At 70.1% G+C, this 14579-nt stretch carries 11 protein-coding genes; 1 reads left to right on the forward strand and 10 read right to left on the reverse strand.

Annotated elements, in window-relative coordinates:
• Nucleotides 1-83: 83 nt before the first annotated feature.
• From D7X74_RS03210 to D7X74_RS03225, 4 genes are all read right to left on the reverse strand, one after another.
• On the reverse strand, nt 84-1424 hold the full coding sequence (locus D7X74_RS03210; RefSeq protein ID WP_120531426.1) for a sigma-54 dependent transcriptional regulator: 1341 nt from the start codon (nt 1422-1424) through the stop codon (nt 84-86).
• The gene (locus D7X74_RS03215; RefSeq protein WP_120531427.1) at nt 1421-3547 is read right to left on the reverse strand and encodes an ATP-binding protein; all 2127 of its coding nucleotides are present in this window, start codon (nt 3545-3547) and stop codon (nt 1421-1423) included. The genes D7X74_RS03210 and D7X74_RS03215 overlap by 4 nt, the downstream gene beginning before the upstream one ends.
• 84 nt (nt 3548-3631) lie before the next feature.
• Nucleotides 3632-3880, reverse strand: a complete 249-nt coding sequence (locus D7X74_RS03220) for a hypothetical protein (protein WP_120531447.1) — start codon at nt 3878-3880, stop codon at nt 3632-3634.
• Between the two features lie 87 nt (nt 3881-3967).
• The gene (locus tag D7X74_RS03225) at nt 3968-4507 is read right to left on the reverse strand and encodes an OsmC family protein (RefSeq protein WP_233595463.1); all 540 of its coding nucleotides are present in this window, start codon (nt 4505-4507) and stop codon (nt 3968-3970) included.
• A gap of 474 nt (nt 4508-4981) precedes the next feature.
• On the opposite strand from D7X74_RS03225, the gene D7X74_RS03230 reads away from it, so the two are divergent.
• Nucleotides 4982-5488, forward strand: coding sequence for an SRPBCC family protein (locus D7X74_RS03230; protein WP_120531428.1), 507 nt, complete (start codon nt 4982-4984; stop codon nt 5486-5488).
• A gap of 4 nt (nt 5489-5492) precedes the next feature.
• Here the strand turns inward: D7X74_RS03230 and D7X74_RS03235 are convergent, their stop codons facing one another.
• The 6 genes from D7X74_RS03235 to D7X74_RS03260 form a co-directional block, all read right to left on the reverse strand.
• Nucleotides 5493-6926, reverse strand: a complete 1434-nt coding sequence (locus D7X74_RS03235) for a cytochrome-c peroxidase (protein WP_120531429.1) — start codon at nt 6924-6926, stop codon at nt 5493-5495.
• A gap of 138 nt (nt 6927-7064) precedes the next feature.
• On the reverse strand, nt 7065-8408 hold the full coding sequence (locus tag D7X74_RS03240) for a kelch repeat-containing protein (protein WP_233601944.1): 1344 nt from the start codon (nt 8406-8408) through the stop codon (nt 7065-7067).
• Nucleotides 8405-9256, reverse strand: a complete 852-nt coding sequence (locus tag D7X74_RS03245; protein ID WP_233601945.1) for a hypothetical protein — start codon at nt 9254-9256, stop codon at nt 8405-8407. The genes D7X74_RS03240 and D7X74_RS03245 overlap by 4 nt, the downstream gene beginning before the upstream one ends.
• Before the next feature lie 68 nt (nt 9257-9324).
• On the reverse strand, nt 9325-10143 hold the full coding sequence (locus tag D7X74_RS03250; protein WP_233601946.1) for a hypothetical protein: 819 nt from the start codon (nt 10141-10143) through the stop codon (nt 9325-9327).
• A 175-nt stretch (nt 10144-10318) separates the two neighbouring features.
• A complete protein-coding gene (locus tag D7X74_RS03255) occupies nt 10319-11212 on the reverse strand; it encodes an RNA polymerase subunit sigma-70 (RefSeq protein ID WP_120531432.1) in 894 nt (297 codons plus the stop codon).
• A complete protein-coding gene (locus D7X74_RS03260) occupies nt 11209-14352 on the reverse strand; it encodes a serine/threonine-protein kinase (RefSeq protein WP_120531433.1) in 3144 nt (1047 codons plus the stop codon). The genes D7X74_RS03255 and D7X74_RS03260 overlap by 4 nt, the downstream gene beginning before the upstream one ends.
• Nucleotides 14353-14579 lie beyond the last annotated feature (227 nt).

Consider the following 14579-nt stretch of genomic DNA (forward strand, 5'->3'; position numbering starts at 1 on the left):
TGGGGCCGGAGCCCCGGAGGATTCCAGGTTCTGGAATGTCCTCCGGAATCCGGACTCCGTTGGGGCTCCAGGGGATGCGGCTTTCAGGGGCCCCGGTGCTGCCAGCCCTTGAGCTTCGCGTAGAGCGAGCTGCGGGAGATGCCCAGCTTCGTCGCCGCGCGCTCCACGTGGCCGCCCTCGCGGGCCATCACCCGCTCGATGTGGCGGCGCTCCAGCTCCTCCAGCGTGAGGTCCTCACCCAGCGGTTCCTCATGGGGAATGGACTCGAAGCGCAGGTCGCCCCGGGACAGGCGGCTTGCGCCGGACAGGAGCACGGCGCGCTCCAGCACGTTGCGCAGCTCGCGGATGTTGCCCGGCCAGCCGTAGGTCATCAGGGCCTTCTCCGCGTCGGGCTCCAGCTCCACCTGACCCCGGCCGCGCGCGCCGCCCATCTCCGCGAGGAAGTGGCGGGCGAGCACCGGCACGTCCTCGGCGCGCTCGCGCAGCGCGGGCACGTGGAGGATGAGGGTGCTGATGCGGAAGTACAGGTCGCTGCGGAAGCGCTTCTCTCGCGAGGCCAGCGACAGGTCCTGGTGCGTGGCGGCCACGAGCCGCACGTCCACGCGCCGGTCCTTCACGTCGCCCAGGCGGCGGAAGCGCTTCTCCTCCAGCACCTTGAGCAGCTTGGGCTGGACGGCCACGTCCATGTCGCCAATCTCATCCAGGAACAGGGTGCCCCGGTCCGCCACCTCCAGCAGGCCCTGCTTGGCGGCCACCGCGCTGGTGAAGGCGCCCTTCTCATGGCCGAACAGCTCCGAGTCCAGCAGGTCCTTGGACAGCGCGGCGCAGTTCAGGTCCACGAAGGGCGCGTCCTTGCGCGAGCCACCCTCATGCAACCAGCGCGCGAGCACGCTTTTGCCGCTGCCCGTCTCCCCGGTGACGAGCACGGGGCTGTCGCTGTCGCGCACGCGCTCCGCCTGATCTCGCAGCGCCCGGATGGCCGCGCTGTCGCCCAGGAAGGGATCCACCCGCGAGCGGGCCGTGCGCGAGCGGTCCGCGGCGTGGCGCTGGCGTTCGCGGCGCTGGGACACGAGCCGCTCCAGCACCACCTTGAGCACCGCCAGCTCCACCGGCTTGGTGAGGAACTGTTCGGCGCCCTCCTTCACGGCCTGGACCGCCAGCTCGATGGAGCCATGGCCGGTGAGCACCACCAGGGGCACCGCCGCGTCGATCTCCTTGAGCCGGGGCAGCAGCTCCAGCGCGGTGCCGTCCGGCAGCCGGTAGTCGATGACGGCGACGTCGGGCCGGTGCGAGCGGAAGCCCTCCTGGGCCTCGGCGACGCTGGTGGCCTCGTCCACGTCGAACCCGTGCTGGGTGAGGTAGCCCTTCATGCCCAGGCGGACGCCGGGCTCGTCGTCCACGAGCAGGATGCGGGTGCGGGTCATGAGGCTTGCGACTGCGGGGAAGGGCCGGAGTTGGCGGCCGGGGGGCTGACGGGCAGCAGGATGGTCACCTCGGCGCCTCCCGCCGGATGGTTGGACAGACGGATGCGTCCCTGGTGCTCCTCCAGGATGCGCTGGACGATGGACAATCCCAGGCCGGTGCCGCCCCGGCGCTTGCTGAAGAAGGGCTCGAAGACGTGGGGCAGGTCCTCCGCCTTGAAGCCGGGCCCGCCGTCGTGGACGGTGCAGCGCACCCAGGGGCGGCCCGCTTCCTCCACGGCCTCCACGGCCAGGTGCACGGTGGTCCCTTGCGGCGAATGCTGCACGGCGTTCTCCACCACGTTGCGGAAGACATGGAACAGGCGGCGCGAGTCCATGCGCACCGGGGGCAGCCCTTCCGACAACTGGCGGGTGAGCTTCACCGCCGCCTTCTCCCCGGCGAGCTCGCACGAGGACAGGGCCTCCGACACCACGGACGTCACCGCGCCGTCGGTCCACTCGCCCCGGGCGGGCCGGCCGTATTCGAAGAGCTCCTGGGTGAGGTGCGTGAGCCGGCGCACCTCGCCGCGCAGCACGTCCAGGTAGGGCTGAAGCTCGGGACGCGTGCCGAAGGTGGCCTCCACCGCGTCCACCACGGCGGAGATGGAGAACAGCGGGTTGCGCACCTCGTGGGCCACGCCCGCGACGATGGCGCCCATCGCGGCCATCGTCTCGCTGCGGCGCACGTGCGCCTGCAGCTCCAGGAGCCGGGTGATTTCGGTGGCCACCAGGATGATGCGCGGGTCCTCGCTGCCGGCCTCATCCACCCACGCGGCGGCCAGCTCCCAGGTGCGGCCGGACGCGGCGTCGTGCACCTGGCGGTTCGCGGTGCCGTGCGTCTGGTGCAGCTCCTCCACCAGGGGGCCCGCGCTGGACCAGGGGGGCGCGCCCACGGTGGAGGCCAGCGGCTGGCCCGTGGGGTCGGCCTGCTGGAAGAGCGCGGCAGCGGCGCCGTTGAGGCGGTGGATGATGCCGTCGGTGCTCAGCACCAACAGGGGCGAGGACACGGCGTCGAAGGTGCGGCGCCATTCCGTGGCGGAGCGGCGGAAGCTGTCATGCAGGCGCTGACGCAAGTCATCCGCGAGCCGCCGGTCCGTGATGTCCGTGACGACGCAGCCCAGGTGCACGGCGTCCTGCGCGTCCAGGCCGGAGGCGGCGGCGCGGCTTCGCACCCAGCGCACGCGGCCGTCGGCGCAGATGATCCGGTGCTCCACCTCCGCCTCCGTGCCGGGGGACAGTCCCTCGATGCACTCGCGGTAGCGGGCCCGGTCCTCCGGGTGGATCATCTCCGCCCACAGCGGCGCGGGCGTGCCCTCCGGCCCGGTGCTGGTGAAGGCGCTCGCGGGATAGCCCGTGGTGCGCTCGATGACGGGCGTGCAGTAGAAGTCCCGCAGCACGCCGCCGCGCAGCTTGCCGCCCCACAGGTAGTCGGGCAGCGACCGGGTGAGCACGTCCAGGCGCCCTTCGTGTTCCTGCAGGGACTGCTCGGCGCGCAGCCGCTCGGTGACCTCCGACAGGGAGGCGATGACACCCAGCACCTCGCCACCGGAGCCGCGCACGCGCGAGTAGCCGCCAAACCAGAAGCGCGCCTCGCCCGGGGCGGCGGGCGTCTCCACCTGGAGGCTGACGTCCTGCAGGGGCGTGTCGGTCTCCAGCGCGCGGGCGAGCCGGGGCGCCAGCACGGTGCCCAGCGCGGGCAGCACCTCCGTGACGTGGCGGCCCAGGTGCGCGCTCGCGGGCAGGCCGTTCATCGCTGCGAGCGCGGCGTTGACGTGCACGTACTTCAGGTCGCGATCGAAGAAGGCGAAGCCCACCGGCGTGATGTCCATCACCGCGTCGCGCAGGGCCCGCGCGTCATCCGCCCGCTTCAGGGCCCGGGAGCATTCCTCCCGCGTCCTGGCCAGCGCGCGCAGGGCCAGGAAGGCGCCCGCGGCCGCGAGCAGTAGCGCGCCTCCCGCCAGGACGGCGATGCGGGACCCGGGCGCCCAGGCTCCGGTCCCCGCGCCCAGCGCGCCCATGAGCACACCGCAGGCGAGGACGAACGAGACGGCTCGGGGCAGGGACGGCGACGGAGGCGGAGTGGACATGACGCGCGGGGAGCGCGCTGGACTCTACGATCCCTCGCATCCACTTGCATCGCCGCCCGGGACCTCCCTCCCGGGCGCTCCTGCTCAGACCGCCGGACCCGCGATGATGTCGGGCGGTCCGGGGCGGTTCGGATCATGGGCCGGCGGCTCCTGGATGCCCGGTTGGATTTCAGGATCCTGCTGGGGCGGCGGAGGCTCCCGGCGCTGGGGCTCCCGCTGCGGCGGATCCTTCTCCGGCACCTGGGGCCGGGGCGGCTCGATTTCAGGCGTGGGCTTCGGGTCCGGCTCCTTCACGGGCTTCGTCGGCGGATTCGTCTGTGGATTCGTCGGCATGTGCTCCCACACTGTGCATGCCCTGCCTGCGGGACACCGGGCTGCGTCACCCGGTGTCCGCCGGTGACCGCTTTTCAACGGCCCGGGTCATCCGCCCGGGGCGGGCGCGAAGCCATCCGCGTCCGGGGATACGCTGGCGGTGCGAAGTGCTCCACCCCCGTTCGAAGGCCGCGTCACGGCCCACACCTCCACCACCGCTTCGATGCGCGGGGTGAGCTGGAGCATGGAACTGGGAAAGCAGCGCGTGGGCAGGGCCGCGAAGAGCTGCCGTGCCAGCTCGGCCTCCGTCGTGCTGCCCACGGCGACGTGGGGGCGCACGATGAGGTCGGTGAAGCAGGCGACCTGCTCCCGTCCGCCGCTCACCAGCCGGGCCATCGCGGTGCTCTGGTAGAAGAGCACGCGCACGCCTGCCTCCCTGGCGTCATCCAGGAAGGCCTGCAGGGTCCGGCCCTCCACCGCGCCCACCAGCAGGGCCTCCGGGGCCCATCTCCCATCGGAGCACTCCTCCGCCGCGTTCAGGGGCAGGCCAATCGGGACAGGGGGCGCCTGGTCGCTTGTCAGCACCGCCCCTCTCTCTCCCTGCCAATACAGGCGAGTTTCGTACTCGGTGATGGAAACGGAAGTCATCGGGCGTCTCCTCGGCAAGGACAGTCGCGGTGCGCTTTCAACACGCATGCCACGACAATGCTTCGCAGACCGCGAGGCATTGCCCTGGAGTACGAGTCCTCTCAGGTAGGCCACTGATCGCGGGGCCACACGCGCCCTGGCCCGCGATGCGGACGGCCACGAACGGCCCTTCCGGACAGTATCGCGCCCGCGAGCTTTGCCTCACATCCAGCGCCACTTTGAGCTGACACGAGGAGCTGCATGCGCATGGATCGATGGGGCGGGGTGGGCGGACTGTTGGCGGTATGGCTTTGCGCGGGAGGTGCGACCGCCCGCGGTCCTGCCCGGGGTGGAGCCTGTGGTGCCTTGGACACGTCAGCCGTCTGAGCGTCCGCGCACGAGTGACGTCCCGTGCGTCTGGACGGCTGCCCGCCGGAGGGTGGGCACCCCAAGGCCGCATGGTCACCGTCACCGCGCGTCCCCTTCTTGTGATTCATGAACGACGAGAGGCACCCCATGTTCGAGGCCTACGCGAGTCAACTGATCCAGGCACCCGTGGATGTCGTTTGGGACCGGGTGGGAGGCTTTGACAGCCTTCCTCGCTGGCATCCGGGCATCCTCTCCAGCGAACGGGTGGCCCACCCCGGGCCGGGGGCGGGGCCGTTGCGCCGGCTCACCACGCGGGATGGCGCGGTGTTCCTGGAAGCGAGGCTGGAGCACGACGCGCACGCGCGCAGCTATGTGTACACGATGCTGGAGGGGCCGCTGCCGGTGCGCGACTACCAGGCGAAGCTGCGGGTGACGCCGGTGACGGCGACCGGGCAGACCTTCGTGGAGTGGTCCGCGAAATTCACCCCGAAGCCCGGACACGCGGACGAGGCGGAGGCGCTGGCCCGGAGGATCCGCGACGAGCTCCTCGCACCGGGACTCACGGGCCTTGCCCACACCTTCCTTCCGCCCTCCGCGAAGGCCCCCGCGCCGGACCGGCCGTGGCGGCGCTGAAGGCTCACAGCCGCTGGAGGAAGCGCACCAGGTCCTGCTTCTGCGTGGGGGTGAGCGTTTCCGGAGGTCCGCCCGGGAACTCGGGCGGGTGCACCGGCAGCACGAGCCCGGTGAAGCCGGTGCCGGGCAGGATGAAGCGGCTGTAGGTGTCCACCGCGTCCGCGAGCGTGGCGTGGCTGTTGTCGTGGAAGTACGGCGCGGACCGGCCGATGCCGCGCAGGGAAGGGACGTCGAAGGCCTCGAACTCCGCGGGGTCTCCGCTGATCAACGCGCGGCCGGGGTCCGTCGAATACCACTGGGCCGCGAGCGCCGGGCCGGTGATGGGCGCGCCGTGTTCATCCAGCGCGGGGACGATGTCGTTCGGATCTCCGCTCGCGGTGACGGGGATGGGCGGCAGGTCGGTGACGGGATGCTGCCGGGTGGCGTCCGTGTAGAAGCGGAAGCGGTACTGGGGGAAGGGCACGGAGTCGTTGAAGAGAGGAACGACGCCGCGCTGCCCCAGGTACGTCATGTACGCGAAGCCGATGTTGAGGAACTCGCTGTGCGGGTGGGGCACGCTGGCGGGTTTCGGTGGCTGTCCGGGCGTGACGTTGAATTGGATGTTGCCATTGGGTTTGAAGGAATAGAAGAGCGCGTCGTGGACGTCGCGCCGCACGATGCGGTTCTTGGTGCGGTCTCCGTGACACGCCTCGCAGGCCAGCGCGTAGACGTCCCGGCCGCGGCGTTCGCCCGCATCGAGCACGAGGAGCGCGTCGGGATCCGGGATGTCGCTCAAGGGCAAGCCCAACTGGAGCAGGTCCGACACGAAGCGGGCGCGGGGGGAGCTGAACACGCTGCGCTCGAACGCGGCGATGCGCTGGCGCACCGGGCCGGGCACCGTGCCGCCTTCGCTGTGGTTCGTGACGGCGCTCTGCACCTGGTCGGTGAGGCTCGTTTCGCGGCCATCGAACTGGAAGGGGCCGGGGAAGCCGGTGTCCGCGATGCTGGGCACGCCGCGCCAGACGGAAATCCTCCGGTCCGGTGACGTGATGACGTTCCCCTGCACGTCGATGACATCCATGTTCGGGGGAAGGGGGAGCACCACGCGCACCAGGCCCTTCTTGAGGTGCGCATAGGTCGGCACGGGGGCGGTGGGGTCATCCGCGTCGATGCGATTGAACAGCGGGTCCCCGGGGTTCTTCGCCCAGACGGCCTCCACGTGCGCGGGCGTGAGGGCGGTGTCGTCGGAGAGGACGTGGCACGTCGCGCAGGAGCGGCCATTGGTGCCGGGCAGCGCCTCCTGGAAGTGCTGCTTCCCGGCGAGCGCCAGGGCCGGAGACACCAGCTCCGCCTGGGACGTCACGGGTTCGGGACTGGCTTCGACGAAGGTTCCTGTCTCGGTACAGCCCGCGAGCACGAAGACACCCACCGTGCACGCGATGAATCGACGTCCTGCCATGTGCTTCCCTCCCGGATGATGCGGCGGAAGAGGGAACACCGGAGGGCTCCGGAACTGTCACCCGCGCCTGGGACACGAGGCGCAGAACCCCTTTCAGTGCGCATTTGAAGAGAACACGAGACGCCTGGCGCGGTGGCGTCATGGGACGTACCGCTCGGCGGTGTTGAGCACCACGCCGCCGTCAGAGCCTCCAATCATGAGCACACTCCCCGATTCCAGCCACGTCGCGGTGTGCGAGACGCGCGCCGATGCCATGGGGGCGATAAGCTCCCAGCCGCCATCTCGCCGGAGTATCTCCGCGGAGGCACGCGGCTTCGCGTAGGGGCTGGAATACCCGCCGGCAATCAGCACCTCGCCCGAGGGTAGAGCGGTCGCCGTGTGCAGGAAGCGGGCTTCCCTCATGTCTGCCTGGGGCGTCCAGGAATCGCTGCTCGGGTCGAAGAGCTCCACCGTCTTGAGGACCGTTCCAGGTGAGCCTTCGAGGGAGCCGGTCACCAGGATTCCTCCCAAGGGCAGCAGCGTCGAGGCGTGCCCGTTGCGTCCATCCTCCATCCGCTCCCCAAGGAGTCGCCAGCCTGCATCTGGCTGCTTCGCGTCGTAGACCTCGGCGGTCGTCTCCGCTCCATAGCGATTGAAGCCTCCGATGGCCAACACCACCCCCCCGTCCAGCAGGGTGAGTGTCAGCACATTGCGTTCAACTTTCATGTTCCCAGCATTCGTCCAGGAGTCGTCGTTCGGGTCATAGATCGCGGCGGTGTCCAGCCCATCGAGCTCCGAGTTCCCGCCACCCGCCACCAGCACCTTCCGTGAGGGCAGCAAGATGGCGGCATGGTTGGCGCGTGCTCCAAGTGGGATGGGAGTGGCAGGAGTCCATTGATTCGCATCCACGTTGTAGATTTCAGCACTGCTCAGCGCTTCGCCTGCGGGACCCCGCCCCCCGACCACCAATACATTGCCATTCTCCAACAGGGTGGCGGTGTGGCCCACGCGAGCCGTCCCGAGGTTCGGCCCGGGATGCCAACTGTTGGCTGAGGCGGTGTAGAGCTCCGTGGTGTTCGTCGGGCTGTCCCCTGGGTTGTTACCCGTGCTGCTTCCGCCAACGACGAGCACCCGGCCGTCTTGCAGCTCCGTGGCCGTATGGCCTGTGCGCCGTGTCTGCATCGATGTCACGGATTTCCACCCCGGCGGTTCGCGCCCGCCATCCGGAAGCCCTGCGTCCGCGCCGCCGTCCCGGTCGCTCTCACCGTCCAGTCCACCGTCCCCGCCATCCAGTCCACCATCCTCGCCGCCCGGCACACCTCCAGCGTCACCTCCATCCAGGATGCCATTGCCGTCAGGGCCCCCATCCGGCGCCTCAACCGGGCAGGCGCCAGGTCTACCGCGACAGAATCGGTCCACCGCGTCGTCGACGTCGAGGCACGCAGCGACATGGACGCCGAGCACCAGCATTCCAAGGCTTGTCAAACGAAGCAGGGCCTTCATGGCCACCTCCCAGACACGAACACGGACGTCCCATCCAGCCCGAATCGCAGGGGCGCCGGCTCCTTCGGCTCTCCCCCCAGCAGGTACATTCCCGTGGCGGTGCCCAGCCCCACCAGGCCTCCCACCAGCATCCCCACGGAGACTGTCTGCATCCGGCGCGCGCTGTTGGCCACGTTCCTGGCATCGGCCCCCGTGGGGATGTCCGACGCCATGTCAGCCAGCCTCGACTTCTTCCCCTCCGCCAATCCCCAGACGACGCCCGCCGCGGCGACGAGGGCCCCGCCCGTCACGGCGGGGATGATTGCTCGGTCTCGCAATGATGCGTGCGAGCCGGACACCTCCGACACCGGAGAGGATGAAGACTCCGGGAGTCCCGGGACCACCGCGAGGATCGGCTGATCCGGCGGTGTGCCTGAGGGGAGCTCCAGCCTCAGGGGCTCACGGTCTCCTCGCGCGGCCAGCTCGCTCAGGACCCCCTGGCGCACCGCTTCGAAGTGCCGCTCCACCTTGGGTGAGACAGTCATCGGCAACTTCGCGTCGGGATTCAAGAAGAGGGCGTCCTTGAAGGCGACTTCGGCGCCGCTCAACCTTCCGCTCAGCTCCGCCAGGATGACGCCCTCATAGAGCGACAGCACCACCTGATCCTCGGGCCCCTTCGACAGACTCCTTCCGTGGACGACCTGCTCGAGTGCACGCTCGTACTCGAGGTCTTCGAACAACTGGTGGACGAACACCACGCAGCGGTGCACGTCGGGGGAGACGTCGCCCCGGGCTCCCAGGGGGAGGAGGGTGAGCCCGAGGACCAGGACCCAGACACAGGTGTCATGTTGCGACAGGACGCTCGACAAAACCGATCTTGCATTGCCGTAGGTAGAAAGAGTCATCACGCCCTCTCGCGCATGGCGCCTGACTGTGTCTACGGCTCCGACGTCACCGGCGATGGGGAGCTGCCATCCAGCATGGGCGGGACGGGGTTGCCGCGGGCCACGTCGGGAGGCACCACCCCTGTGTTGCTTCCCTGCTGCTGGTGGAACCAGGTGTCGGCGGACGGGGCCGTGGACGTCTGCCCGAAGGGTCCAGGGGAGACGTCCTTCGTGTACTTCGCGTCGACGGGAATCCCAGGCGCTTCGCCCGTCCCGGCCGACTGGATGACTTCCTGCGGCGGTGGGGGCGTCAAGCCCAGCAGCTTCTCCAGCTTTGCCTTTCGACTCGTGCCCTCGAAGGCCGAGTCGAGCTCGTTCTTCGTCGGCTTCACCTTGTCGATGTCCTTCTGGCTGTAGGGCGGCGTCTTGCTTTCCGCGACGGCCGCGGCGTTCGCCTTGAGCATGGCCTCCTCGGCGCCCTTCGCGGCCAGAGCGGCCTTCTCCTCCGCGCTCTGGAGTTTTTGCGCCGCGGCCCGGGACGCATCGGTGGCTTCCTTGAGTTTCTTCTCCGCGTCGGCGAGGGCTTCCTTCGACTTCTTCGCCTCCGCGGGTGTCTGACCCGGCCGCTCCGCGGCCTTGCGTGCATCGGTGACGGCCTTCTCCGCCGAGGACTTCTGCCGTCGCGCGCCATCCGCGTCGCGCTTGGCCTGCGTCAGGTTGTCGCGGGCCTCGGTCGCCGCCTTGCGCCGGGCCTCGGCGGCGAGCCGCGCCGCCTCTGCCTTCTGCCGGGCCGCCTCCGCGCGGCGCTGTGCCTCGGCGGGATCGACTTTCGGAGCACCACCAGAACCACCGACCGCATTCACTGAGCCCATGGGACCTCTCCTCTTGATGGGGGTTTTGTGATTGGAGGGTCGGGCCTGAAGCAGGCCCGCCCCTCCAATCGAGGAGAAAGAGGGCGTGGGCCCACCGGCGTCCCAAAAAACCTCGGGAGGCATGCCCGCACGGGCGGCTCGACCGCTCACGCCTGGAAGACGGGTGCGAGGGGCTTCAGCCCAGCAATCCAATGAGGCTGATATCCAGTCGGCTGCTGACCAGTCCCAGGAGGCTCTCCAGTGTGAGCTGGTCCTGCTTCAGCCGGGGCGTGAGCTCCATGCGAACGCGCTCGAGCAGTTGCTCGCGGGCATCGGCGAGCCTGCGAGCGACGCCGGAGCGTGAGCCTCCATACATGAGCGTCAGCCGGTCCATCGTGAACCCATGGAAATGGTGCAAGCGCAGCAGGGTTCGTTCCTGCTCGGAGATCATCGCCACTGCTTTTCGGAGCGACTCGACGAGGAGCTGGCGCGCGTCTTCGCGCAGCAGCGCGTACTCGGGGTCGCTCGGGGCCAGCAGCCGCGCGAGTTCCTCGGGAGGCTCCGCGACGAGCTGATGGCGCTCGTCCCGGCCCACCAGTTCCCCGGCGATGCGCGCGGCGATGATGCCCACCCACGTGAGGAGGGGCCCTCGGCCTCCATAGGTCGCAATCCTCGGTGGCGCGCTGGCGCTGCCCACCAGCAGCCGCTCGCGCAGCACCTGCAGCACTTCGTCCACCATGCTGGGTGACACCCTCCCGAGCCGGGAGGGGATGTGCCGGAGGATGTCCTGCTCGAAGGCGCGGAGGGCCGCGGGCGCTCCGGTGGCGCAGGCGCACGCGAGGTACAGGTCGGCACCGTTGAGGATGCGAAGCGCCTCCGAGACCTTGCCCGCGGGCAGGTGCCGGGCCAGGTGTCGCACGAAGGTCTCTGCCGGGAGTTGCAACGTAGGCCACCCGGTCCGGGCCGCCTCGACGTGCTCGTGCAGCAGCACCTCCAGTCGCTCCACGGCCTCCAGCTCCGCGCGCTGCTCCCGTGGCAGGTGCTCCCGCAGCAGCGCCGCCAGTGCGTCTGTCTTCCGTTCCTCGCTCATTGCTTCCCCTCGCTCCGCTGCCAGGCCAGCACCGTCTGGAGCTCCTGTCGGCCTCGGACTCCCACGGGCTCCAGCCGCTTCCGGGCCTCCTCGGCCATCGCGAGCGCCCGCGCCCGGTCCTGGGCGGCGCGCGTTTCCAGGAGCGCCCGGGCCAACAGGAAGGCGGTCTTGCCGGCGACCTTCGGGTCCTTGGCCTCGCCCCAACGGGTCTGGATGCGCCGGGCGCGCTCGAGCAGGGGGACGGCTTCCGCCACCGCGCCCAGCGCCAGATGTGCCTCCCCAGCACAGGCCAGGGCGCTGGCACCGTCCTCGGACTCCTCGCCATCGGCCGTCTCCGCGACCTTCCGCGCACGCTCGCAGTACGCGAGCGCCTCCTTCGGGGTGTGGGTCGCCAGGGCCAGCTCGGCCAGGGGCAGCAGCACGGGCACCGTCTTTCCTCCCTCCGGGCCATCGTCCTTCTCCAGCCGCGTCAGCGCGTCCATCAGGTCGCGCCGTGCCTCGGGGTAGCGGCCCGCCTTCAGGTGCACCTGGCCTCGGACGGTCAGCGGTAGGGCGGCGCGCGGCGTGTCCGGGCCCAGTGAGCGCTGGACGCGCTCCAGGGCCTCGGTGGCGAAGGCCAGCGCCTCGGCCCCCTGGCCCGCTTCGCGGGCGAGGACCGCCTGCTCCGAGAGCGCGAAGATGACGGTGATGTGGTCGGGGCCCCGGGCCCGCTCGAAGATGGCGCGTGCCCGCTCGACCTGGGACCGCGCCTCCTCCAGCCGGCCGTCGACGCGCGAGACCCCGGCCAGGTTCAGCAGCACCCTCCCCAGAGGGGTGGTCTCCGGGCTGGAGGACGCCTCCTGGAGGGCCAGGGCCCTGCGCCAGGCGCTGAGGGCCTCGGCGTGCCGTCCCATCTTCAGCGACGCAGTGGCGACCCGGTTGTAGGACGTCACGAGGGCCGGGTTGTCGGGGCCCAGCAGGCGCTCATGCAGTTCCAGGGCCTGGCGATGGAGCTTCAGCGAATCCTCATAGCGGCCCTGGCCGTAGCGGATGCGTCCCAACTGGTGGAGGAAGTTGGGCATGCGGAGGCTGTCCGGGCCATTCCTCCTGCGCGAGAACTCCAGACCCTGGAGCGCCTCCTGCTCGGCCTCGGCGAGCTGGCCGTGCGACTCTCGCAGTGAAGACAGCCGCATGTGGAGGTCCGTCGTAATGTCCGGGAAGCGCTCCCGCCCCAGCCGCTCGATGGCGGCCCGGGCGTGCCGGATGAGCTTCTCCGCTTCGTCGGGGCGGGACTGCTCTTCGCCCACCGCCCGGATGAGCTCCAGCCAGGCCCGTGCCACCGTCTCGTCGTCACGCGCGGCCTCGCCCGCCCACAGGGCCTGGTAGAGGAACGCCTCCGCTTCCTTCGGTTTGTTGAGGCCCCCGAGGAACACGCCGTGGGCCAGGAACACCTCCGCCTCCAGCGGCTTGTAGTCGAGCCCCTTCAGCTCCTCGATGAGGGCTGACGTCACCGCGAGGCCGTCGGTGAACCGGTGCGACAGGCGGTGGGCGCGGGCCTGCGCCAGCTTGTGCCGTGCCGCATCCACCTGGGCGCGGAGGCTTTCGGGCGGCTGCGGTCGGGCGGAGAGGCCGGGCGCGTCCCGGCAGCTGGCGAGCCCTTCGAGAGAGGTGGTCAGCGGGTGCGCGTTCTGCACCGTCTGCACATCCGCTTTTTCCAGCACCTCGGTCACGGCGGCGAGCTGCCAGAGCCGCGCGTCGAGGCACGCGGCCGTCTGCCAGGCGCCGTCCGCGGTGTCACTGCCCGCGGCCATGCAGGCCTCGGTGCGAAGCGTCCGCCACTGGGCGGCGTAGGCGTCCAGCACCGACGCGAGCTGCTCCCAGGCCTGGGAGGCGTAGGGCGCGCCCGTGGAGAGGAAGGCCGTGCGGATCCGCTCGCGTCGCGCGGGGCTCCAGGCCGCCGCGAGTTTCTCCACTTCCTGCTCGCAGTGACTGCCCTCCCGATTCGCCGCTCCGTAGGCCACCAGGGTGCCCAGGATTCCGGCCACGGCGGCGGTGGCCATCATCCGCGCAAGCCACCGGATGGGCCGAGGGGTGAGCTCCGCCAGGAGGGACTCCATGGAGGGAAAGCGCTCCTCGGGGCTGGAACTGAGTCCCCGGAGGAGCGCGCGCCGGACGCGGGCTGGAAGCTTCACCTCGTACTTCGGGGGGCTGATGCTGCCTTGCCGCGCGGCCTGGGCCAGTTGCTTCAGCGTCTCGCCCTGGAAGGGGCGCACGCCGAAGAGGGCCTCGTGGAGCGCGACGCAGAAGCTGAACGCGTCGGAGCGAGCGTCCGCGTGCTGGCCGCGCATGAGCTCCGGGGCCATGTAGGCGGGCGTGCCCAGAAGCTGGCCCGTCCGGGTGAGGTGTCTCACGGAGGCGACGGGGGCCGTGTCGTGCTCTTGGAGGGGAGCGCCCTCGTTCGGGTGGAGGGGCCCAGCGATGCCGAAGTCCGTCACGAAGACGCGGCCGTGCTTGCCCAGGAGGGTGTTGGCGGGCTTGAAGTCGCGGTGCACGAGGCCTTCGGCGTGAGCGGCGGCGAGGCCCTTGCCGGCTTCGAGGAAGACGCGGAGCACCTCCTTCCAGGAACGAGGCTGCTTCATCCACTCCGCCAGGGTGGTGCCCTCCACCAGCTCCATGGCGAGGAAGACCCCGTCTCCATGGGTGCCCACGTCGTAGAGGGTGACGACATTGGGGTGGGAGAGTCGGGCCAGCGCCTGTGCCTCGCGCAGCAGCCGCTGCTGCAGCTCTTCGCGTTGGCGTCCCTCGGGGCGAAGCATCTTGAGGGCCACCCGGCGTCCCAACTCTGGGTCATCCGCCGCGAAGACGACGCCCATCGCACCGGAGCCGAGGGGTTCTCGCACCACGTAGCGGGAGACCCGGGTGCCAGGCCGCAGTGGCTGGGAAGGCGCCGGCACGAGGACCGTTGGAGCGTCGGGCAGGACCTGAGCGCCATCCCCCGCCGCCAGGACCCGCCGACAGTCCGCACAGCTCTCCACATGTGCGAGGACGGAGCCCCGGTCCGTTTCGGAGAGCAGCCCGGCAAGAAAGTCAGTCAGCGTCACTTCCTGGGGGCAGGTCCGCGGGCGTAAGGACTCCGTGACGCGTTCCGGTTCGCCAGACATGGCCGATGTGGGTGCTCCGTCGCCCATGATGCCCCCTCTGGAAAAACTTGGGATGCAGGTTAGACCGTTTCCGCCTTCTCCACGAGTGCATGGGCAGTCAGGCGTTGACTCGCATACGAAGCGGAGGTGCACCCTATTCAATTCCTGATTTCCAAGAGAGGTGCGCGACGTTCCGAGAGGCCTGTGTGTCGGTATCTTCCACCCACTCGGGTGGTGCTTGTCCATCC

The organism is Corallococcus sp. CA047B (assembly GCF_003612065.1).
Classification (GTDB): Bacteria; Myxococcota; Myxococcia; order Myxococcales; family Myxococcaceae; genus Corallococcus; species Corallococcus praedator.